The sequence below is a fragment of the Alistipes sp. Marseille-P2263 genome (genome assembly GCF_018101075.1).
Lineage (GTDB): Bacteria > Bacteroidota > Bacteroidia > Bacteroidales > Rikenellaceae > Alistipes > Alistipes dispar.
The window spans coordinates 209554-232392 of the sequence record NZ_JAGQEJ010000006.1 but is presented as its reverse complement, the minus strand read 5'-3'; the positions used below and the strand labels follow the sequence as shown (position 1 = coordinate 232392).

The following is a 22839-nucleotide window of genomic DNA, read 5'->3' as shown; positions in this document are numbered from 1 at the left end:
TGCGGGTCAGATTTCCTTCATCTCGCCGTCCTTGCCCTCCTTGAAGAGCAGCTCGTGGTCGAGGAACTCCTCGGTGGCGATGATGACCGGTTTGGGAAGACGCTCGTAGTAGCGCGAAATCTCGATCTGTTCGCGGTTCTCGAAGGTCTCCTCCATCGTGTCCGTGGGCGACGAGAAGTCGGCGAGCTTGCGGTTGAGCTCGGCTTTCAACTCGGTGGAGATCTGGTTGGCGCGGCGCGCGATGATGTTCACACTTTCATAGATGTTGCCGGTCTCCTTGTCCAGATCCACCAGCTTGCGCGTGATGGTGTTGTTGGGGATGTTCTTCTTGATTTCCATCTCTATTCGTTGTTGTCCTTGTTGTTGCGGTCCAGGTAGTCGCGGGCGTGCTGCGCCATGCGTTCCAGCTCCTTGTTGTACTTCGACTCGGGGAATTCCTCGCGGAACGAGAGGTAGGAGTCCAGCATGTCCAGATAGCGGTCCGTCTGCTTGTCGTGCACCGAGTTGCTGGCGAAACGGTAGCTCGCATCGACGATCAGGTACATGATTTCCTCGCGGTGTCCGCTCTCGGGATACTGTTTCAGCGCGTTCTTGAGCGCGACGATCGCCGACTTGTAACGGCCGATCTTATAATAGGTGTAGGCGTTGATGTAGGCCTTCTCGTGCAGGCGTCCCGTCAGCTCCTCGTTGATTTTGCGGAAGTCCTCGATTCTGTCGCTTTCGGGGTAGCGCGACATGAACTCGTTGATGGCCATGATGGCCTGTCCGGTCATCGTCTGGTCTCGCGTCGGGCCGGGCGAGAGGTAGTAGAAGCAGAGGGCGTACATGCCTTCGGCGTCCTCGATGAAGGCACTGCGGCCGAACTTGCGGCGGAAGTCGTCGAGCAGAGTCGAGGCCGTGTCGAAATCGCGGTTCTTGAATTTGCAGTAGGCGTTGTAGAACGAGATGCTGTCTTCGCGCGACGTGCCGGTGTAGTAGGGCTGCGCGCTTTCGAAAAGGGTCGAGGCGCGCTGCCATTTGCCGATCTTGTAGTATTCCAGCGCCTTGCTGTAAATCAGTTCGGGTTGTCCGCTCTTGATCAGGGCGTTGATTCCGGAACACCCGGCGAGAAGGGCTGCCAGGGCCGCTCCGCACACGGCGTATGAGAAAGTCTGCTTCATTTAAGAATCTTTTACGGCGCTTTATCGCGCAAAGTTACGCATAAATTAACGATTTGCAAAAAAAAATATTGCCCCTCCGGAGGCGGCGTTCCGGCGTCCGGCATTCGGGGACTGTTCCCGTTTTCTGCGGGTGCATCCGTTTCCGCCGGGACTCTGTCTGCCGCGGGACGTTTCCGGATACGGCGGGCCGGGGCGGACGGTCTGTGTCGCAGCGGGCGGCTTCGCGGTCCGGCGGATCGGACCGTCGCGGGCCCCGGATGGGGAGGAATCCCGTTTCGCTGCCGGACGGCGTGCGGGGACTGCTGCCGGAAAAAAGATTTGGAAATATGGATTTTACTTCCTATCTTTGCTTATACGAATGCAACGGGGTTCTGACCTTTCCGGGTCAGGATTCTTTATTTTTTATGTTTTTTTAGTATGGCAAAAGAGATTATTTATCTGACAGCGGAGGGTTACAAGAAACTCAAGGACGAACTCGACCACATGCGTTCCGTCGAGCGTCCGGCGATTTCGGCGGCTATCGCCGAGGCGCGTGACAAGGGTGACCTTTCGGAGAACGCGGAGTACGACGCCGCCCGTGAGGCGCAGGGTCTGCTGGAGATGCGTATCGCCAAGCTGGAGGATACGATCGCCAATGCGCGCGTCATCGACGAATCGAAGATAGACAAGAGCAAGGTGCAGATTCTGAGCAAAGTGACGCTGCTGAACCACAATACCAAAAAGCAGATGGTCTATACGATCGTCGCCGAACACGAGGCCAACCTGCGCGAAGGCAAGCTGGCGATCGGCACGCCGATCGCGAAGGCGCTGCTGGGCCACAAGAAGGGCGATCGCGTGGATGTGGAGGTTCCGGCCGGCACGATCCATTTCGAGATTCTCGACATCAATATCTGACGCCGCGCGCCGCGGGCCGGGCCGTTTCCGCAGCGGACCGCCGGCGGACGATACATACGGGGCCGGGGACGGCTTTTTCCGAACCGGGATCGCATGGCGGTCCCGGTCTTTTCGTCTCTTTTCCGTTCTCCGGGGGCCTCCGGAAGCGATGAAAAAGCCGTCACTCCGCGCGGAGTGACGGCTTTTCGTTGTTTTTCTCGAGAGCCGAAGCCTCTTCGGGCCGCCCCTCTCCTCTTTCGCGCGCCGGCCCGATGGCCTTGGGGAACGGACGGGGCGTGCCGCGGATCAGAGCGCCTTGATCTCGTGCAGGACGTTGTTGGTCTTGCGTACGGCGTCGGCCGAAGCGGCGAACTTCTCGGCCTCCTCCTTCGTCAGCTCGATCTTCACGATCTTCTCGATGCCCTTGCGGCCGATGATCGCGGGAACGCCGATGCAGATGTCCTCCTGACCGTACTCGCCCTCGAGGTAGCACGAGCAGGGGATGAGTTTCTTCTGGTCGTTGAGGATGGCCTCGACCATCATCGCGGCCGCTGCGCCGGGGGCGTACCAGGCCGACGTGCCGATGAGTTTGGTGAGCGTCGCGCCGCCGACCATCGTGTTCTGCACGGCCTCCTGCAACTTCTTTTTCGAAGCGAACTGCGAAACGGGCACGCCGTTCACGGTGGCCTTCGACACGAGCGGGATCATCGTCGTATCGCCGTGTCCGCCGATCACCATGCCGTCCACATTGTTGATGTTGGCGCCGGTGGCCTTCGCCAGGTAGCATTTGAAGCGCGACGAGTCGAGTGCGCCGCCCATGCCGATGATGCGGCTCTTCGGCAGTCCCGAAGCCTTGAGCGCGAGGTAGGTCAGCGTATCCATCGGGTTGGCCACCACGATGATGATGGCGCGGGGCGAATACTTGATGACGTTCTCCACGACGCCCTTCATGATCGAGGCGTTCGTGCCGATCAGCTCCTCGCGCGTCATGCCCGGCTTGCGGGGAATGCCCGAAGTGATGACCACCACGTCCGAATTCGCGCTTTTCTTGTAGTCGTTGGTGGCGCCCGTGAGCTTCGTGTCGAAGTCCATCAGCGTCGAGGTCTGGTACATGTCGAGCATCTTGCCCTCCGAGAGACCCTCCTTGATGTCGATGAGAACCACTTCGCTCGCCACTTCGCGGCAAGCCATCACATTCGCACAGGTCGCGCCTACGGCGCCTGCACCTACGACGGTAACTTTTGACATAGCGTTTATGCTTTTTAACGTTGTTTGGGTTTCGTTTTTCGCCGGATCCCGGCCGGAACGGCAGCTTCTGCGGGGCGTCAGCCGATCAACTGTTCGTAGGCGGCCGCGTCGAGCAGGGCGTCGTATTCCGCCGGATCGGTCATCCGGACCTTGACGAGCCAGCCTTCGCCGTAGGCGTCCTTGTTCACGACGGCCGGATCGGCGTCCACGGCCTCGTTGAACTCCAGGATTTCGCCGCCCACCGGGAGGAATGCGTCGCTCACGGTCTTCACGGCCTCGATCGAGCCGAACACCTCGCCGGCGGCGAGCGTCTCGCCCACGGTCGGCACGTCCACGAAGACGATGTCGCCCAACTGGCTCTGCGCGAAGTCGGTAATGCCGATTACGGCTACGTCTCCCTCGATGCGACACCACTCGTGGTCGTTCGAGTATTTCAGATTTGCAGGTACGTTCATGGTACTTTCCGTTTTTTTGATTTCCGTAATGCAAATATAACTGTTATTTCCGTAACAGCAAGAGATTCCGCCCCTTTTTTACACTTCCCGGCCGGATATTCCGGGCTTCGGTTTTCCGGAGATTTTTCTGCGGCTCTCCGCTCCGTTCCGAACGGTCTCGGATGCGAAGACGGTCTTCCGGGTTTGAACCGTGAGGTCGGTCGGCGGTTGCGGTCGGAAGAGAAGTGTGGGCGCGGCCGTATCCGTATGCGGATTCCGGAGTGCCGGCGATCTGTCGCGGGCCTGATGTGTGCCGGGAAGCCGAACCCGGCGAACGCTCCGTCCCGGCGAGGGATACGGGCGGCGGAAAAAACCGAATCAGCGCACCGGGCGGTCGATGACGAACTCCACCTCGCGGAAGAGGTAGGCGCGGAGCGTGCCGTCGGCGTGGCGCAGGAGCAATTCCCCCGACGGGCGGACTCCTTCGATCGCGGCGGTGAAGAGGCTGCCGTCCGGCAGGCGGTACGGATGCGGCGTTCCCAGCCGGTACATGCGGGCGCGGTAGTCGCGTTGCAGCGTGTCGGCATCGCCCCGTTCGAGCAGGGCGTACCGGGCCGCGCAGTGCGTGCGGAACCGTTCGAGCACCTCCTCCCGGTCGAACGTGCGGCCGGCGGCCAGCGCCATCGACACGGGGTTGGGCAGCGCGGGGTCGAACACGCGCTGATTGACGTTGATCCCGATGCCCGCGACCGAGCGACCGAGCGTGGGGCCCGTGTAGCTGTGTTCGATGAGGATGCCGACCAGCTTGCGGTCGCCGACGTAGATGTCGTTCGTCCACTTGATGCGGGTGTCGATGCCGAAGTCGGCGAAGGTGTCCGTGAGGGCCAGCGCCACGGCCTCGGAGAGCAGGAACTGTTCGCCGACGGGCAGGAAGCGGGGTTCGAGCACCAGCGAGAAGGTGAGGTTCTCGCCCTCGGCGCTCGTCCACGAATGGCCCCGCTGGCCGCGTCCGGCGGTCTGGCGTTCGGCCCAGACGATGTCGCCGTGGCGGTATTCGGGGCGCCGGGCGTCGTCGTTGGTCGAGGTGGTCTCCGTGATGCGGCGGATCATGCTGCCTGCGGTCATACCGGAACCCCGAAGTCGCGCAGGGCGTCGTTGAGCGAGGTCTTCTTGTCGGTGGACTCCTTGCGGCGGCCGATGATGAGGGCGCACGAGACGCTGTATTCGCCCGCTGGGAACTGCTTGCGGTAGCTGCCCGGCACGACTACCGAACGGGCCGGCACGTACCCTTTGTAAGTGACGGGTTCGGGCCCCGTGACGTCGATGATGTGCGTCGAACCGGTGATGACGGTGTTCGAGCCGAGCACCGCTTCGCGGCAGATGTGCGCCCCTTCGACCACGATCGAGCGCGAGCCGATGAAGCAGTTGTCCTCGACGATCACGGGAGCGGCCTGCACCGGTTCGAGCACGCCGCCGATGCCCGCGCCGCCCGAGAGATGGACGTGGCGTCCGATCTGGGCGCACGATCCCACGGTGGCCCACGTATCGACCATCGTGCCCGTATCGACGTAGGCGCCGATATTGACATAGGAAGGCATGAGGATCGCTCCCGGGGCGATGTAGGCTCCGTAGCGCGCCACGGCATGCGGCACGGCGCGCACGCCCAGCTCCTCGTAGCCGTGCTTGAGTTCCATCTTGTCGTACCACTCCAGCTCCCCGGCCTCCATGCGGCGCATGGGCTGCATCGGGAAGTAGAGGATCACGGCCTTCTTGACCCATTCGTTCACCCGCCATTCGCTCTTCTCGGGATCGACCGGCTCGGCCGTCCGCAGGAGGCCCTTGTCCACGAGCCCGATCACGTCGCGCACGGCCTGCTGCGTCGCTGCGTCGCGGAGCCGTTCGCGCTCCTCCCACGCCTTCTCTACGGCTGTTCTGAGTTCTTCGTACATGGTTTTCCGTTTTCTTGCGGTTCCGGCGGCTGGAACGGTCGGGCCTTCCCGGGGCCGGAGGATTGCGGAACCGGGTATCCGTACGGCGTCTCCGCGCGGTGTGCCGGTTCCCGGACAAAGGTACGAATAACTTTCGGATCGGCCGCACGGACCGGGAAAATAAATGCCCCCCCCTCCCGGAGCGCCTGCGGCGGGACTACTTTTTCTTCTTCCCGGACTGCAGGTCGGGAAGGCGGACGGCGATGATGCCCAGCAGGGGCAGCAGGGAGCTGATCCGGAAGACGAACCCGATGCTCGTCCGGTCGGCCAGCCAGCCGAAGAAGGCCGAGCCGATGCCGCCCAGCCCGAACATCAGTCCGAAAAAGACGCCCGAGATCATTCCGACCTTGTCCGGCTTGAGCTCGGTGGCATAGACCAGGATGGCGGAGAAGGCCGAGGCGATGATCAGGCCGCTGGCCACGGCCGTCGCCACGGTCCAGCCCAGACCGAGGTAGGGGAGCGCGAGGGTGAAGGGCGCCGCGCCGAGGATGGAGAAGAGGATGACGTACTTCCGTCCGTAGCGGTCGCCGAGGAATCCGCCGAGCAGCGTCCCCGTGGCGAAGGCCGCGAGGAAGGCGAAGAGGCAGAACTGCGACTGCCGGACGGAGATGCCGAACTTTTCGATCAGGAAGAAGGTGAAGTAGCTGGTCATGCACGCCGTGAAGAAGTACTTCGAGAAGAGCATCGTCACGAGGATCGCCAGCGCCCGGCGTGTCTGCCGGGCGGAGAGTCCGCAGCCCGTTTTCCGCAGGGTTTGCCGGAAATGCCGCGTGCGGTCGAGCATCAGGCTGTACCAGGCGCCCACGCGGACCAGGATGAGCGAGGCGGCGAGGGCCGCCGCCGCGAACCATCCCACCGCGTGCTGTCCGTAGGGGAGGATGACCAGCGCCGCCAGCAGCGGCCCGACGGCGCTTCCGCCGTTGCCTCCCACCTGGAAGATGGACTGCGCCAGGCTCTTCCGCCCGCCCGAGGCCATCTGCGCCACACGCGAGGCTTCGGGATGGAAGACCGACGAGCCGCCGCCGATCAGGGCCACCGTCAGCAGGATCGCCGCGTATCGCGTGGAGAAGGCCAGCCCCAGCAGTCCGGCCAGCGAGAGACACATGCCCATAGAGAGCGAATAGGGCTGCGGGTGGCGGTCGGCGTACGCCCCCACGAAGGGCTGGAAGATCGAGGAGGTGAGCTGGAACACCAGCGTGATGAGCCCTATCTGGGCGAAGGTGAATCCGTAGCTCTCCTTGAGAACCGGGTACATGGCCGGAATGACCGACTGGATCATGTCGTTGAGCAGGTGGCAGAAGCCGATCGTGAACAGAATCGGGTAGGCCGTCGCCTCCCCTGCGTGGGGGTGTCCCTGGAGCCTTTGCAGAATGCCTTTCATCGGAGTCGTTCGCTTGTCTGTCGTTTGGCCGCCGCGCGTCCGGCGGGTCGTCCCGCCGGGGCGGGCCCCGGAAGCGCGGTGCGGATCCGGGAGTGCAAAAATACCGTTTTTCCGGACAACGGGCAAACCGGATCCGGAAATTTCCGGGTGCGGAACGTGCCGTTGCGGTTCCGAATCTCCGGATTTTTTCTAACTTTGTCGCAGACATCATTCAAAACTCCGATTTATGAAGCGCGTATCGAGCGGAACCGTCGCGCTGCTGGGTGCGGCGGCGCTATTTGCAAGTTGTGACAATATGAAGCGGATCAAACTCCTGCCCTATCCCGAGACCGAGCGCGGCGGGGTCGTGGACGACTACTTCGGCACGAAGGTCGCCGATCCCTACCGCTGGCTCGAGGACGACCTCTCGGAGGCCACGGCCGCCTGGGTCGAGGCCGAAAACGCCGTGACGGACGACTACCTGTCGCAGATTCCCTTCCGCGACGCCATCCGCGAGCGGCTCACCGAGTTGTGGAACTACCCCAGGGAGGGGGCGCCGTCGAAGCACGGCGACTGGTGGTACTACTATTATAACGACGGGTTGCAGAACCAGTCGGTGCTCTACCGCACGCGGGAGCCGGGCGGGGCGGGCGAGGTGTTCCTCGATCCCAACCGCCTGTCGGAGGACGGCACGGTGGCCGTGGCCGCCGCCTCGTTCTCGAAGGACGGTCGCTATTTCGCCTATGCCGCCGCGGCGTCGGGATCGGACTGGGTGGAGATCCGCGTGATGGACACCGCCGACGGGACGCTCACGGAGGACCGGATCGAGTGGGTGAAGAACTCGGGGGCGCAGTGGTCGCCCGACTCGGAGGGATTTTATTACAGCGCCTACGACGCACCGGAGAAGGGCGTCTATTCGTCGCAGAACCAGTACCAGAAGATCTATTACCACCGCATCGGCACGCCGCAGTCGGCCGACCGGCTCATCTACGAGGACCGCGAGCATCCGCTGCGGTACTTCGGGGCCTGGCCTTCGGAGGACGGTGAATGGCTGTTCATCTACGCGTCGGACGGCACGTCGGGCTCGGAAATACTCTACCGGAAGACTTCGGAGACGAAGTTCCGCACGCTGCTGCCGGGCTTCGACGCCGACTACGGGCCGGTGACCGTCGAGGACGGCTGGCTCTACTACGTGACCAACCGCGACGCCTCGAACTACGCGCTGCGGCGCATCGACCTGAACGATCCGTCGAAGACGCAGACCGTGATTCCCGAAAGCCCGGAACACCTGCTCGAGGGCGTGGGCACGGCCGGCGGCTACCTCTTCGCGCAGTATCTGGAGGATGCGCAGAACAAGGTGGCGCAGTATGACCTCGACGGGAAGAAGGTGCGCGACGTCGAACTGCCCGCCATCGGCACGGTCGGCGGATTCGGCGGCGAGAAGGAGGACACGGAGCTGTACTACGTGCTGACGAACTACACGTCGCCCGCCACGATCTACCGGTACGACCTCGCGACGGGCGAATCGACGCTCTACAAGGCCCCGGAGGTGCGTTTCGATCCCTCGCTCTTCGTCACCGAGCAGATCTTCTACACCTCGAAGGACGGCACGCGGGTCCCGATGTTCGTCACGCACCGCAAGGACATGAAGCTCGACGGCGAGAACCCCTGCCTGCTCTACGGCTACGGCGGTTTCCAGATCAACATGACGCCCGGCTTCAACCCCTCGGCGCTGATGTTCGTCGAGCAGGGCGGCATCTACTGCGTGGCCAACCTGCGCGGCGGCTCGGAGTACGGCGAGGCCTGGCACAAGGCGGGAATGCTCGCCGACAAGCAGAACGTCTTCGACGATTTCATCGCGGCGGCCGAATACCTCATCGCCCGGAAGTACACCTCGAAGGAGCGGCTGGCGATCAACGGCGGCTCGAACGGCGGCCTGCTCGTGGGAGCCTGCGAGGTGCAGCGTCCGGACCTGTTCGCCGTCTGCCTGCCGCAGGTGGGCGTGATGGACATGCTGCGCTACCACAAGTTCACGATCGGCTGGGGCTGGGCCGTGGAGTACGGCACGTCGGAGGACGAGGAGCAGTTCGGCTATATCTACCGCTACTCGCCGCTGCACAACATCCGCGAGGGGGTCGAGTATCCCGCGACGCTCGTGATGACGGCCGATCACGACGACCGCGTCGTGCCGGCGCATTCGTTCAAGTTCGCCGCCACGATGCAGCACTGCCAGGCGGGCGACAAACCCGTGCTCATCCGCATCGAGTCGAAGGCGGGGCACGGAGCCGGGAAACCCACCTCGAAGCGGATCGACGAGGCGACGGACATGTACGCCTTCCTGTTCCAGAATATCGGTGTCCCGTACAGGCCCGTGACGGAGCGGAAGTAAGCGGCGGAAACGCGGTCCGGGCGAATAATCCGGACAAACAGGGAAAATGCGGCCTCCGGACAGTCGGAGAAGCCGCATTTTTCGTATCTTTGCCTCCGGATTCCGTTACGTAAAACCCTGACCCCACCGAACTCCGCATGTCCCGTATCTCCGCCGCCGCGTTCTCCGACACGAAACCCCACTACGATCTGCTCGACGGATTGCGCGGGGTCGCGGCCCTCACGGTGGTCTGTTTCCACCTGTTCGAAGCCTATGCCACGAGCCACCTGGACCAGCGCATCAACCACGGCTACCTGGCCGTCGATTTCTTCTTCATCCTCTCGGGTTTCGTCGTGGGGTACGCCTACGACGACCGCTGGACGAAGATGACCGTCAGGGAGTTCCTCACGAGGCGGCTCGTCCGCCTGCAACCGATGGTCGTCATCGGGGCGTTGATCGGCGCCGTCATGTTCTACACGCAGGGCTGTCCGGTCTGGGACGTTTCGGCGGTCCCGGTGGCGATGCTGCTCGTGGCGACGCTGATGAACGCCTTCATGATCCCTGCGACGCCCGGTGCGGAGATCCGCGGCGTGGGCGAGATGTATCCGCTCAACGGCCCCGCGTGGTCGCTCTTCTTCGAATATATAGGCAATGTGCTCTACGCGCTGTTCATTCGCCGGCTGTCCACCCGCGCGCTTGCCGTGCTGGTCGCCGCGGCGGGCTGCGGGCTTGCCGCCTTCTCCGTCTGGGGGCCGCTGGGGGACATCTGCGTCGGGTTCTCGCTGACCGGGGAGAACATCGTCGGCGGCTCGCTGCGGCTGCTGTTCGCCTTTCCGGCGGGCCTGCTGCTCTCCCGCGCGTTCCGTCCGGTCCGGGTCCGCGGGGCGTTCTGGATCGGCACGCTGGCCGTCGTCGCCCTCGCGTCCGTGCCGCGGATCGGAGGAAGCGAACACCTGTGGATGAACGGCGTGTACGACGCTTTGTGCGCCGTCGTCCTCTTCCCGCTGATCGTCTGGATCGGGGCTTCGGGAAAGACCACGGACCGCGTGACTTCGCGCATCTGCAAATTCCTGGGGGACATTTCCTATCCGCTCTACATGGTGCACTATCCCTTCATCTACCTCTACTACGCCTGGGTCAAGAACGAGAACCTGACCTTCGGACAATCGCTGCCCGGGGCCGCGGCGCTCGTCGCGGGTTCCGTCGCGCTGGCCTGGCTCTGCCTGAGGTTTTACGACGAACCCGTGCGGCGCTTCCTCTCGAAGCGGCTGCTGCGGCGATGACGGCCGGAGCGGTCACCTCCGTCCCGTGTACTCCATGGCATAGAGGTCGAATCCTTCGGCCCAGTAGTCCCTGCGCACCTCCCGCAGGACGAACCCCCGTTTTTCGTAGAACCGGTGGGCCTGTCGCGACGTCCGGACGGTGATGCGGCGTATGCCGCCGAGGGATTCGAGCTTTTCGATCCGGTATTCGAGCAGCCGGGTCCCCAGCGACCGGCCCTGCCAGGCGGGATGGACGATGTCCCAGCTGATCTTTGCGGTGGTTCCGCCGTCGGCGAAGTTGATTCCGCCGCATCCTGCGATCGTGCCGTTTGCGAGCAGGACGTAGTAGAGCTCCCTCCGGTGTTCGAGGTATTCGTCCAGATCGGCCTCTTCGGCCGGGGCGAAACTGGCGGGGGTGTTGAGCCGGATGAGGCGCAGTACGTCCGCTTTGTCTGCGGGCGTGTATTCCCGGATGACGACCGGGTCGGGCCGTCCGGCGGCGTGCGGATGATTCGGGGTTCGGGAGTCCATACGGCAAAGATACGGATAATCGGGGACGATCCGCCGTCGCGGGACGGATTTCCTGCGGAGGGGACCTTCCGGCCGCGTACCCGCCGCATGTCGCGCTCCGTCCGTCGGTTTCCGGGGCGGATTTCCGGACGGAACGTTCGGCGGGGCCGGTTCCGGGAGCAGACCCGGGCTGCCGCGGCGGCAAAAGGGGCCGCGGGGCGAAAAAATGCGGCGGCATGCTCCCGGTCCGCATTATTTTTCGTATTTTTGCACCGATTCGGAATGCCCGCCGGACCGTGTGCCGGGCGTTTTGCCCTCCGTGCGCGGCCGGGCGTTCCGGACACCGGATTTTCGAACGACAAAGCCCTTTTACAGATCATGAAAGTATATAAATTCGGCGGCGCTTCGGTCCGCAATGCCGACGGCGTGCGGAACCTGCGCAAGATCATCGACGACGAACAGAACCTCTTCATCATCGTTTCGGCGATGGGAAAGACGACCAACGCGCTGGAACGCGTGTTCGGTGCCGTGCAGCGGCACGATCCGCAGGCGGCCGGGGACGAGATCGCCTCGCTGCGCGAGTACCATGCCGCGATCATCGACGAATTGTGGCACGGTCCCAAACGGCTGGAGGCGGTCGAGCGGCTCTTCGGCGAGCTGGAGCGCGTGGCGGCCGGCGAGGGCTACGATCCCCGCGATGCGGAGTTGTGGTACGATACGATCGTGGCCTTCGGCGAGCTGGTCTCGACGACGATCATCTCCGAATACCTCAATTACGCCGGGGTGGCGAACCGCTGGATCGACATGCGTCGTTGCCTGCGCACCGAGCAGCGGCACAAGGACGCCGGCGTCGATCTGGCGGCGTCCGAAGCGTTGCTGAAAGGGGCGCTGGAGGGATGCGCGGAGCGGATTTTCGTCGGGCAGGGCTTCATCGGCGGCGCGCCCGACGGTACGACGACGACGCTCGGCCGCGAAGGCTCGGACTACTCGGCCGCCGTGGTGGCCAATCTGCTCGACGCCGAGTCGATGTCGGTGTGGAAGGATGTGGACGGCGTGCTGAACGCCGACCCGAAGATCTTCCCCGACGCCGTGCAGATCGCCGAACTGAACTACCTCGATACGATCGAACTGGCTTACAGCGGCGCGCAGATCATACACCCGAAGACGATCAAGCCGCTGCAAAACAAGAACATTCCGCTCTATGTGCGGCCTTTCGGCGACAAGCGCAAGCCGGGTACGGTCATCCGCGGCATGTCGGCGCCGGTGGACGTGCCGATCCTGATTCTCAAGAAAGACCAGGTGCTGCTGACGATCCGTTCGCGCGACTTCTCGTTCGTGCTCGAGGAGAAGTTCGCCACGATCTTCTCGCTGCTCGAGCGTTTTCGCGTGAAGACCAATCTGATCCACAATTCGGCGGTCAATCTGAGCCTCTGCGTCGATAATTCGTGGCATATCGACGAGGCGGTCGGGGCGCTGCGCGAGGCGGGTTTCGACGTGATGAAGGCCGAGCGGATGGAGCTGCTGACTGTGCGCGGTTACACTCCCGAATTGTGGCGGCGTTACGCCGTCGGGCCGCAGGTTTTCGTCCGGCAGGCTACGCAGGCCACGGTGCGCATCGTGCGGAAACGCGAATAGGCGGATTATGAAACGCGGGACGTTGCGCGGGCTGTTGCTTGCTTCGCTGATCCGGGCCTTTTCCCTTGCCGGCTGTTCGGACGGCGGCCGGACAGACGACGGGCGGACGGTGTACGCCTTCGCCGAGCGGGACACGATCGCCCTTTCCGAGCTTTTCGGGACGCGCGGGGTGCGGCGCGTGCGGCTGCAGGCGCCGGACAGCGTGCCGGCTGCCGCGGAGGGGTCGATCCTGCGCCTGGCCGGCGGCCGTCCGGTCGTGTGCGAACCGTTCGGAGCGGGACAGGGCGTCTGGCTCTTCGGCGAAGACGGCCGCTACATCGGCCCCGTGGGACGGGTCGGGCGCGGTCCGGGGGAGTATGTCGTTCCGATGAATGCGCTCGTAAGTCCCGGAGCGGATACCTTGTATGTCCTCGACGGTGCCACGCGCCGGATACTGACCTATTCGCTTCCCGAACGGACTTTTTGCGGAGAAAGCCCCTGTCCGTTCAACGCGCTGTTCACCCATATCGACCGTGCCGGAAACTTCGTGTGGTACGTCTCCGCGGCGGGCCGGAATGCGGAGCGGTTCGAAACGCTCGTTGTGACGCGTCCCGACGGGACGCTGCTCGGACAGGCGACGCCCGTGGAGCAACTGGACCGTTACAGCGGGGCGTGGCAGGTGCTGACCCTTTTCCATGATGCGCCCGGCGGGGTGATGGCCCACCACCAGTTCCAGCCCGAATTTTTCTCCGCTCCCGGAGGCGAACCCCGGATCGGCGAGCTGCGGTTCGAGAACCACGCCTTCGCTCCCGCCTCCTATGCGTGGGACCGGGCGGATTTCCGGGAGGCGTGGCGGAAATCCCCCTTCGTGCAGTATTACGACCTGCTCGAGACCGCCGACCGGATGTACGTGCGCTTCGGCGCCGGAGAGAAACGCTATTTCGGCGTTTACGACAAGTCGCGGGGCAGGGGCGTTTACTGCGAGGCGTCGCGCATCGGCGACGATCTGGGACTGGGCGGCGTTCCGTGGATGAGCGGCGTGGACGGCGACCGTTTCTTCGGCCGGGCGACCGATCCCGAAACGATGGCCTCGGAGGTGGTCTGGCTGTAAGCGGCGGTCTGCAACGACGCTGCTGCACGGGCGCTCTTCCTCAGGGAGGAGCGCCCGCCTCATTCCGGGAGAAGGAGACGATGCCGGCGATCCCGGCGTGTCCGGGTCCGGCGGGGCGTCACTGCCCCTGCCGCAGGTTGTGGAGAATGGCGACGACCGACTGGTCGCGGATTTCGCCCCGGCGGCGCATTTCGAAGATCGTGCGGACGATATAGCGTTCGATGTCGCGCTGGAGGCGGCGGTAGAGCGGGCATTTGGTGTAGTTCTCGTTATCGAGCAGCACGTCGCGGATCGACCGCAGCGAGTTGGTGTAGTTCGCCATTTCGTTCTTGAGCGCCACGCCCCGTTTCTCGGAGGCGGTGATGCGGGCGATGGACATCTGCCGCAGTTTTTCGCACACGGTGTTCAGCAGCACGAGCACCACGTTGTCCATGAGCGTGTGCCCGTGCATGAAAAGATAGGTGTTCTCGGGCTTCAGCCCGCGGCTGCGGAGCTGCTCCTCGAACTCCCGCATCGGTTCGATCATCCGCGCGTTGCGCTGTTGCAGCAGGCGTTCGCGCTTCTCGACGTTGCGGCGGAGCCAGGCGAGCGTCCGTGCGCCGTTCTCCTCGAGGTCGAGGTAGCCTATGCGCACCGACTGCTTGAAATCCACGAGCGGGAAGACGTTTTCCGAGGCCAACTGCGCCGAGAAGGCGTACCAGAGGAACAGCGGGTAGATCGTGCACGAGTACTCGTGCATGAAGCGCACGAAGTCGAAGATGTGCGTGTCGTTCTTGGTGGCCTTCACGCAGACGTTGTGCAGCGACGGGGCGTAGCAGAGGTAGTTCTCGGTGGCATAGGCGTAGGTGTGGAACATGTAGCGGGCGCCGTTCACCTCCTTCGACTGTTCGGTGCGTCCGGCGAAGAGGTAGTCGAAGTCCGAATCGACGCACAGCAGCAGCTCCTCCGACGAACGGGGAACCATCCCCAGCAGCACCTTCTTGCCTTTCGGCAGGTCGCCGCGGTCGGGGACCGAGATTTCGAAACGCAGGTAGGGATTCTGGAAATGGTCGAAGATGCCGCGCCAGAAAGCCACGTCCTCGTAGCCTTCGACGTACACCCGCACGAGCCGCTGGTCGGGGTCGGCCGGGAGCGGCTGCGGCAGGTCGCCGGCCGTCCCGCGTCGCCGGGCGAAGGGGTTGAGCGTGCGGAGTTTTTCTCGAATCTTGCCAGCCATACGTCCCAAAGATAAATATTTTCGTATTTTTGCGCAAAATAACGGCGCCGATTCGGCGTTTTATTCCTACTTTTCGAACAACGGATATGGCGGACAACGATTGGAAATCGCGGCTCGGGATGGTCTATTCGACCGATCCCGATTTCGAATACAGGACCGACGAGCGGCCCGAGACCGAGACGCTCCCTCCGGCGCGGCAGCAGTTGCGCGTGTGGCTCGACCGCAGGCAGCGGGCGGGCAAGGTCGTGACGCTCGTGCGGGGCTTCGTGGGCCGCAGGGCCGATCTGGCCGACCTGGCGCGCCTGCTCAAGACCCGCTGCGGCGTGGGCGGCGCGGCCAAGGAGGGCGAGATCGTCATTCAGGGCGACCACCGCGACCGCGTCGTGGAGATACTCACCAAAGCCGGCTACGGCTGTAAAAAAGCGGGGTCGTAGGTGAAACGGGGGTGGCTTCTCGCGCTGGCGGCGGCGTGCGTCTTGGGCGGCGTGCGGCATGCGGCGGCGCAATATTACACGTGGGGTGCGGACGCTCCGATGAAATGGTCCGCGATCCGCACGACGGACGTGCGGATGATCTATCCCGACACGGCGTCGGGGCTGGCCGCGCGCACGCTCCACTACATCCGCTCCGTGCAGCCCTCGATCGGCTACGGGTTCCGCCACGGTCCGATGCGGATTCCCTTCGTGATGCATCCCGAGAATTTCCAGTCGAACGGACTGGTCATGTACCTTCCCAAGCGCGTGGAGTTCCTCTCTTCGCCGGCCATCGACTCCTATTCGATGCCGTGGTACAAGCAGCTCGTGGCCCACGAGTACCGCCACGCCGTGCAGTACAACAACCTCGACCGGGGGCTGATCCGCGTGCTGAGCCGTCTGCTGGGACAGCAGGGTTCGACCGTGGGGCTGCTTTTCATGCCCCTCTGGGCGCTGGAGGGCGATGCGGTGATGTCCGAAACGATGATGTCCTCCTACGGCCGCGGCCTGCAGCCGTCGTTCACGATGGCCTACCGGGCGATGGGCCGCGTGGGACGCAACCGGCGGGACACGCGCGACCGCCGCAATACGGACAAGTGGTTCTGCGGTTCCTACCGCGACTACATTCCCGACCACTACGAGCTGGGCTACCAGCTCTGCTCCTATGCCTACGACCGCTACGGGGAGAATGTCTGGGACAAGGTGGCGTGGTACGGTTCGCGCAATCCCTACGTGATTCTGACGACGCACGCCGCGCTGCGGAAATATTATCGCACGAGCGTCGGCGAGCTGTTCCGCGAGACGTTCGACGATCTGGAGCGGTTCTGGGATTCGCTCCCGGAGAGCGGGGACAGCGCCTCGACGCTCACGCCGCTTCCCGAGGGCAACCATACGACCTACCAGTGGCCGCTGCCGCTGGGCGATACGGCGGTGCTGGCGTTGAAGACCGATTTCGACCGCTCGACGCGCTTCGTGCGGATCGACCGCCGCACGGGCCGGGAGCGGACCGTCTGCCGCACGGGGATGGTCTCGACGCGGCCGACGATGGCCGGCGGCCGCGTGTGGTGGACCGAATACCGCCGTTCGCTGCTCTTCGAACAGCGGGTCAATTCGCAGCTCTGTTACATGGACCTCGCCGACGGGCGTCCCCGCACGGCCGGGGGATACCGCAGGGCGCTCTATCCCACGGCGGCGGACGGGGCGCTGGGGTGGATCGAGTACGCTCCCGACGGCCGTTACACGGTCGTCGTCGAACGGGACGGTGCGCCGGAGGAGCGCTTCGAAGCGCCCGAAGGGAAGGAGCTGCACGGGCTGGCGTGGGACGACCGCACGGTGGCGTGGTACGTGCTGGTGACCGACGACGAGGGCATGTGGCTCGGGCGGATCGACGCCGAGGGGCTGCATCCCGTGACGCGGGGCGCCCGGGTCACGCTGTCGGACCTGCGGGCCGGTGGCGGGAAGCTCTATTTCGGGTCGATCGCCTCGGGCAAGGACGAGGCGCACTGCTACGACCTCGTCGCCCGCCGCGAGTACCGTCTCACCGCCTCCGAATACGGCTCGTTCGACCCCGCGCCGGCGGGCGGACGGCTGCTCGTGACGACCTACGACAGGCTGGGCTACCGCGTGGCGGAGCAGGCGGCCGATACGCTGCTCGTGCCCGTTGCGCCGTCGGCGCTTCCGGTCGATCTGGTCAATCCGCCGCGCAGGCGCTGGGCGGTGGTGAATCTCGACACGGTGCGCTTCACGCCGGCCGATTCGGTGCGGCAGGGGGAGCGGTTCCGCGCGAAGCGTTACAGGAAGGGACCGAACCTGGTGAACGTGCACAGTTGGATGCCGCTGGCATTCAATCCGTTCGCGGCCGTGGACGAGCACGTGATCGACCTCAATCTGGGCTTTACGCTCATGTCGCAGAACCTGCTGTCGAGCGCCGAAGCCTACGCCTCCTACGGCTGGAACCGCAGCGAAGGGTCGCTCGTCAAGCTCGGCGTGCGCTATTTCGGGTTGGGACTCCGCTTCGACCTGGACGTGTCGTACGGAGGCAACCAGCTCTTCTATTCGCTCGCCTCGTACGACCCGGTGACCGGGAATCCGGTCTATCAGTCGCAGCCCGCGCCCGACCGGTACTATTCGGTGGGGCTTTCGGCCACGCTGCCGCTCTATTTCCAGCGCGGCTACCATACGCGGCAGCTCTCGCTCTCGGCCGGGTGGAACTATTCGAACGGCATGGTGGCCGACCTGAACAAGATCGAGTGGGAGAACGGCAGCATCCACAACATCCAGCGCATCGGCTTCAACGAGGGGTTGCACAAACTTTCGTTCGGGGCCGGATTCTCGGACCAGGTGCGCCTCGCGCACCGCGACTTCGCGCCCCGCTGGGGATATGCGCTCAACGCCTCCTACACGTTCGATCCGGCCAATGCCGACTTCAGCAACCTCGTCTCGTTCTACGGACAGAGCTACCTGCCGGGCTTCGCGCCGCACCATTCGGTGCTGCTGGCGGCGACGTACCAGACTTCGGTGGGCGGTTACAAGTTCCCGGCGGGGTATGCGCCGCTCAGCTACAAGTCCACGCGGCTCATTCCGCACGGCTTCACCTCGTCGGAGATCGTTTCGAACGACTATACGGCTCTTTCGCTCGATTACCAGTTGCCGGTGTGGTATCCCGAGGGCGGCATCGGTTCGGTGCTCTACTTCAAGCGCATCCGCCTGAACGCGGGGGGCGACTACGCGCAGTTCCGCCGCCCGGCGGGCAGCGGAATGGAGTGGCGGCGCATCTGGTCCGTGGGCGGCGATCTGGTCTTTGACTTCAATGCGTTCCGACAGCCCGCTTCGGCCACCTCGACCTTCAAACTCTCCTGTTACCGGCCCTCGACCGGCGGCGTGTGGATTGCCGGTTCGCTGGGACTTCCGTTCTGATTTTTTTCGTACCTTTGCCCAAAATTCCGTCCTATGTCACAACCGAAGAAGCGGGGCGTCAGCCCGAAGACGATAAAATGGATCTGGTGCGCGGCCTTCGCGCCCTTCGCGCTGGTGGCCGTGATGCTGCTGCTCACGGCGCTGGGAACTTTCGGCCGCATCCCGTCGTTCGAGGAGCTGGAGAACCCGCGCAGCAACCTCGCCACGGAGGTCTATTCGGAGGACGGCAAGGTGATCGGCACGTTCTTCGTGCAGAACCGCTCCTACGTGCAGTATGCCGACCTGTTCCCCTCCGATTCGACGCTCCGTATCCGGCTCGACGGACGGGAGGTGCCGCCCATCGTCGCGGCGCTGATCTCCACGGAGGACGTGCGCTTCCGCAACCATTCGGGCATCGACATCCCCTCGCTGGCGCGCGTGGCGGTGAAGACCCTGCTGTTGCAGAACACCTCGCAGGGCGGCGGTTCGACGATCACGCAGCAGTTGGCCAAGAACCTCTTTCCGCGCGACACGGCCCGCAACCGGGGCCGCATCGCACGCACGGCGAAACTCGTGACGTCGAAATTCAAGGAGTGGATCACGGCGCTCAAGCTCGAATACAACTACACGAAGGAGGAGATCGCCGCCATGTACCTCAATACGGTGGAGTACGGTTCGAACGCCTACGGCATCAAGTCGGCGGCGCACACCTTCTTCAACAAGGAGCCCGACGAGCTGAACGTGCAGGAGGCCGCCGTGCTGGTGGGCGTGGTGAACGCCCCGACGCGCTACTCCCCCCTGCGCAACTACGACAACGCCGTGGCGCGCCGCAACCTGGTGCTCTCGCGCATGGCGAAGGCCGGGGCGCTCACGCGCAAACAGTGCGATTCGATTTCGGCGCTGCCGATCGTGCTCAATTTCAACCCCGTGTCGCACAATGCCGGCACGGCGACCTATTTCCGCGAGATGCTGCGGCTGGTGATGAACGCCGAGCGGCCGCGCCGCAACCAGTTCTACACCGAGTGGGACTACGACGAGGCGGTCCGGGAGTACGAGAACAACCCGATCTACGGCTGGTGTCACAAGAACCGCAAGGCCGACGGCAAACCCTACGACATCTACCGCGACGGACTGAAGATCTACACCACGATCGACTCCCGGATGCAGGCCTACGCCGAGCAGGCCGTGCAGCGGCAGCTCGAGAAGGTGATCCAGCCCGGCATGGACCGGCAGTACCGCCAGACGCGGAGCATCTTCGTGGATGCCACGCGCGAGGAGCGCGAGCGGATCATGCGGCAGGCCGTCCGCTATTCGGACCGTTACCGCGAGATGAAGAGCGCGGGCTTCAGCGCGAAGGAGATCGAAGCGTCGTTCGACAAGCCGTGCCGGATGAAGATCTTCACCTACGGGGGCGACCGCGATACGCTGATGACCCCGCGCGACTCGATCCTGCACCACAAGGGGATCATGCGCGCCGCGATGGTGTCGGTGGACCCCCGCACAGGGCATGTGAAGGCGTACGTGGGCGGTCCGAATTTCCGCTATTTCAAGTACGACATGGCCAAGCAGGGCAAGCGGCAGATCGGCTCGACGATCAAACCCTTCGTCTATACCTTCGCCATCGACCACCTCGGGCTGACGCCCTGCACGATGGTCCCGAACCTGCCCGTCACGATCGAGACGGCCAACGGAACGGCCTGGTCGCCGAAAGAGGCCGGGAAGGTCGTTTACGACGGTGTGCCCCATCCGCTCAAATGGGGCCTCGCGCGCAGCCGCAACAACTACTCGGCGTGGATCATGAAGCAGGCCAAGCAGCCGGCCGCCGTGGCCGACTTCATTCACAACATGGGCATCCGCAGTTTCATCGACCCCGTGCCGGCGCTGTGCCTCGGCTCGTCGGAGTCGAACGTCTTCGAACTGGCGAGCGCCTTCTCGACCTTCGCCAATGAGGGCGTGCACACCGACCCGATCTTCGTGACGCGCATCGAGGACAGGCAGGGCAACCTCATCGCCAGCTTCATTCCCCAGTCGCAGGACGCCGTGAGCGAACGCACGGCCTACACGATGCTCACCATGCTGCAAGGCGTGGTCAATTCCGGAACGGCGGGCCGCCTGAAGTGGCAGTTCGGCTTCGAGGACATGGAGATCGGCGGCAAGACCGGTACGTCGAACAAGAACCGCGACGCGTGGTTCGTCTGCGTGGCGCCGAAGCTCGTGACGAGTGCGTGGGTCGGCGGCGAGGACCAGTCGGTGCATCGCATTTCGGGCGGCGAGGGCAGCGTGATGGCGCTGCCGATCGTCGGGGAGTTCATGAAGTCGGTTTACGGCGACGGCCGTCTGGGCATCAGCCGCGAGGACAAGTTCGCACGGCCGACGCTGATGCCGCGCTACGACTGCGACGAGCAGCCGGAAGGCGCGGACGAGCGCGCTTCGGAGACGGGGATCGCCGAGGACGACGCCTTCTTCGATTGATGCGTCCCGGCCGCTTTCGGGAAATCGCACGGCCGGAACACCCCTTCCTCGGGGGAAGGGGCGGCCCGGACTGCGGCGGAGAGGTCCGGTTCCGGGCGGATGACGGATATTGTTGTACCATGTAAAGTAAATACGCAAGACTATGAAAATCGCAATCGTGGGCGCCAGCGGCGCCGTGGGCCAGGAGTTCCTGAAGATTCTCGGGGAGCGGCCGCTGCCGATCGACGAGTTGCTGCTGTTCGGATCGCAGCGCAGCGCAGGGCGCACCTACCGGTTTCGGGGACGGGACCTGACGGTGAGGTTGTTGCAGCACAACGACGATTTCCGCGGCGTGGATTTCGCCCTCACGTCGGCCGGGGCCGGCACGTCGCGCGAGTTCGCCGCGACGATCACGAAGCACGGCGCCGTGATGATCGACAATTCGAGCGCGTTCCGCATGGACGCCGACGTGCCGCTGGTCGTACCGGAGGTCAATCCCGGGGATGCGAAGAACGCCCCGCGGCGGATCATTGCCAACCCCAACTGCACGACGATCCAGATGGTCGTGGCGCTGAACGCCATTGAGCGCCTTTCGCACATTACGCGCGTGCATGTCTCCACCTACCAGTCGGCCAGCGGCGCCGGGGCGGCGGCCATGGACGAGCTGGTGCGGCAGTACGCCGAGCTGGGGGCCGGCAGGGAGGCGACGGTGGAGAAGTTCGCCTTCCAGCTCGCCTACAACGTCATTCCGCATATCGACGTCTTCACGGAGAACGACTATACGAAGGAGGAGATGAAGATGTTCCACGAGACGCGCAAGATCATGCACTCGGACATTCGCGTGTCGGCCACGTGCGTGCGCGTTCCGGTGATGCGGGCGCACTCGGAGAGCGTCTGGCTCGAGACCGAGCGTCCCGTTTCGGTGGAGGAGGCCCGCGAGGCTTTCGCGGCGGCTCCGGGTGTGGTGCTGATGGACGACCCGGCGCGGAAAAGCTATCCCATGCCGCTGTTCGCCGCCGGCAAGGATCCCGTCTATGTGGGACGTATCCGGCGGGACCTGACAGCGGACAACGGCCTTGCGTTCTGGTGCGTGAGCGACCAGATCAAGAAAGGCGCGGCGCTCAACGCCGTGCAGATTCTCGAGACGCTGCTCTGACGCCTTGCGGCGGCTGACGGTCCGGTCCGGGACGCCTGCGGGTGTTCCGGACCGATTTTTTCGGGGGGGGGTAGATCCGGAAAATTTTTCGTATATTGGCTTCCGAACAAATGATTTGCAGGATGAACGAGGTATGGTTACGGCGGCTGCGGCGGCTCGAGGAGCTGCCCGGACCGGTTTGGGTGTTCGGAGCCTATGTGGTGGCGTGTGCCGCCCGGTGGGCGTTCGAGCGGAGCGTGATGCTTGTCAAGGGCAGTCTGGACTGGCAGACGCTCTGGGTCGAGGGACTGGTGCTGCTGGGGGTCCTTCTTCCCGTCGCGGTCTTGTGGCTGCTCGTGTCAGGCTCTTCCCGGGCGCTGTCGCTGGCCCGGTGGTACGCCGGATTGCGGGCCGTGTTGCACTTCGTTTCGTTGTTGTACCCGTTGGTCGTCGGCTACGGTCCCGAAACGGTAAGCGAGGTGGGACACGAATTCCTGGCGCGGGGACTCGTCTCGGTTGCCGTGGGCTGCGGCCTTTGGTTCGTCTTTCTGCTCTATCTGGAACGGTCGTCGCGGCTGCGGGCCGTGCTGCCTGCCGGACAGCGTCCGGCGCCGTGGTGGGCGGTCGCGGTGCTGCTCTGCGTGCTGCCTTTCGCGGGCTGATACCGTATCCGGAGCGTCCCCGGCATGAAACGACCGGGGCGGAACGCAGCCGCGTTTCCGCCCCGGTGCTTTTTTCGGG

General features: G+C 64.2%; 19 protein-coding genes. 10 read left to right on the top strand and 9 right to left on the bottom strand.

All coding sequences use genetic code 11. The features are described 5' to 3' along the window. Positions 1–6 precede the first annotated feature (6 nt). Together KB554_RS09245 and bamD are read right to left on the bottom strand one after the other, a co-directional pair. Positions 7–339 (bottom strand): DNA-directed RNA polymerase subunit omega, encoded by a 333-nt coding sequence (locus KB554_RS09245; RefSeq protein WP_141428886.1) that lies wholly within the window; start codon positions 337–339, stop codon positions 7–9. Between the two features lie 2 nt (positions 340–341). After that, positions 342–1160 carry an outer membrane protein assembly factor BamD gene (bamD, locus tag KB554_RS09240; protein WP_141428888.1) on the bottom strand — a complete coding sequence of 273 codons (819 nt, stop codon included), beginning with the start codon at positions 1158–1160 and terminating at the stop codon, positions 342–344. A 417-nt stretch (positions 1161–1577) separates the two neighbouring features. Here bamD and greA point away from each other — a divergent pair, with 417 nt between their 5' ends. After that, complete coding sequence (greA, locus tag KB554_RS09235; protein ID WP_211035724.1) at positions 1578–2054, top strand: transcription elongation factor GreA; 477 nt, start codon at positions 1578–1580, stop codon at positions 2052–2054. A 285-nt stretch (positions 2055–2339) separates the two neighbouring features. Here greA and mdh read toward each other — a convergent pair whose 3' ends face one another. The 5 genes from mdh to KB554_RS09210 form a co-directional block, all read right to left on the bottom strand. After that, positions 2340–3281 carry a malate dehydrogenase gene (mdh, locus tag KB554_RS09230; RefSeq protein WP_141428891.1) on the bottom strand — a complete coding sequence of 314 codons (942 nt, stop codon included), beginning with the start codon at positions 3279–3281 and terminating at the stop codon, positions 2340–2342. A gap of 77 nt (positions 3282–3358) precedes the next feature. Next, positions 3359–3736 carry a glycine cleavage system protein GcvH gene (gene gcvH / locus KB554_RS09225; RefSeq protein ID WP_141428893.1) on the bottom strand — a complete coding sequence of 126 codons (378 nt, stop codon included), beginning with the start codon at positions 3734–3736 and terminating at the stop codon, positions 3359–3361. Positions 3737–4093: 357 nt separating this feature from the next. After that, complete coding sequence (locus tag KB554_RS09220) at positions 4094–4825, bottom strand: biotin--[acetyl-CoA-carboxylase] ligase (RefSeq protein ID WP_141429994.1); 732 nt, start codon at positions 4823–4825, stop codon at positions 4094–4096. Between the two features lie 11 nt (positions 4826–4836). Next, a complete protein-coding gene (locus KB554_RS09215; protein ID WP_211035722.1) occupies positions 4837–5664 on the bottom strand; it encodes a 2,3,4,5-tetrahydropyridine-2,6-dicarboxylate N-succinyltransferase in 828 nt (275 codons plus the stop codon). Positions 5665–5860: 196 nt separating this feature from the next. Continuing rightward, on the bottom strand, positions 5861–7084 hold the full coding sequence (locus tag KB554_RS09210) for an MFS transporter (RefSeq protein ID WP_211035721.1): 1224 nt from the start codon (positions 7082–7084) through the stop codon (positions 5861–5863). A gap of 226 nt (positions 7085–7310) precedes the next feature. Between KB554_RS09210 and KB554_RS09205 the strand changes: the two genes are divergently transcribed. Together KB554_RS09205 and KB554_RS09200 are read left to right on the top strand one after the other, a co-directional pair. Next, positions 7311–9452: a prolyl oligopeptidase family serine peptidase gene (locus KB554_RS09205; protein WP_211035719.1), complete on the top strand. Its 2142-nt coding sequence runs from the start codon at positions 7311–7313 to the stop codon at positions 9450–9452. A gap of 137 nt (positions 9453–9589) precedes the next feature. Further along, positions 9590–10714, top strand: a complete 1125-nt coding sequence (locus KB554_RS09200) for an acyltransferase (protein ID WP_211035717.1) — start codon at positions 9590–9592, stop codon at positions 10712–10714. 12 nt (positions 10715–10726) lie between these two features. Here KB554_RS09200 and KB554_RS09195 read toward each other — a convergent pair whose 3' ends face one another. After that, entirely contained in the window at positions 10727–11224 is a 498-nt protein-coding gene (locus KB554_RS09195) for a GNAT family N-acetyltransferase (RefSeq protein WP_211035715.1), read from the bottom strand. A gap of 357 nt (positions 11225–11581) precedes the next feature. Between KB554_RS09195 and KB554_RS09190 the strand changes: the two genes are divergently transcribed. Together KB554_RS09190 and KB554_RS09185 are read left to right on the top strand one after the other, a co-directional pair. Further along, the gene (locus KB554_RS09190) at positions 11582–12838 is read left to right on the top strand and encodes an aspartate kinase (RefSeq protein ID WP_141428905.1); all 1257 of its coding nucleotides are present in this window, start codon (positions 11582–11584) and stop codon (positions 12836–12838) included. A gap of 7 nt (positions 12839–12845) precedes the next feature. Beyond that, positions 12846–13928, top strand: a complete 1083-nt coding sequence (locus tag KB554_RS09185) for a 6-bladed beta-propeller (RefSeq protein ID WP_211035713.1) — start codon at positions 12846–12848, stop codon at positions 13926–13928. 118 nt (positions 13929–14046) lie between these two features. Here KB554_RS09185 and KB554_RS09180 read toward each other — a convergent pair whose 3' ends face one another. Continuing rightward, complete coding sequence (locus tag KB554_RS09180; protein WP_211035712.1) at positions 14047–15144, bottom strand: DUF4435 domain-containing protein; 1098 nt, start codon at positions 15142–15144, stop codon at positions 14047–14049. A gap of 86 nt (positions 15145–15230) precedes the next feature. On the opposite strand from KB554_RS09180, the gene KB554_RS09175 reads away from it, so the two are divergent. The 5 genes from KB554_RS09175 to KB554_RS09155 all read left to right on the top strand — a co-directional run bounded on the left by KB554_RS09175 (position 15231) and on the right by KB554_RS09155 (position 22760). Continuing rightward, on the top strand, positions 15231–15578 hold the full coding sequence (locus KB554_RS09175; protein WP_211035710.1) for a translation initiation factor: 348 nt from the start codon (positions 15231–15233) through the stop codon (positions 15576–15578). Then, complete coding sequence (locus tag KB554_RS09170) at positions 15579–18533, top strand: hypothetical protein (RefSeq protein WP_242116250.1); 2955 nt, start codon at positions 15579–15581, stop codon at positions 18531–18533. A 33-nt stretch (positions 18534–18566) separates the two neighbouring features. Beyond that, positions 18567–20984 carry a transglycosylase domain-containing protein gene (locus tag KB554_RS09165; protein WP_211035709.1) on the top strand — a complete coding sequence of 806 codons (2418 nt, stop codon included), beginning with the start codon at positions 18567–18569 and terminating at the stop codon, positions 20982–20984. Between the two features lie 142 nt (positions 20985–21126). Then, on the top strand, positions 21127–22119 hold the full coding sequence (locus tag KB554_RS09160; RefSeq protein ID WP_141428915.1) for an aspartate-semialdehyde dehydrogenase: 993 nt from the start codon (positions 21127–21129) through the stop codon (positions 22117–22119). A 122-nt stretch (positions 22120–22241) separates the two neighbouring features. After that, entirely contained in the window at positions 22242–22760 is a 519-nt protein-coding gene (locus KB554_RS09155) for a hypothetical protein (protein ID WP_211035708.1), read from the top strand. Positions 22761–22839: the final 79 nt, after the last annotated feature.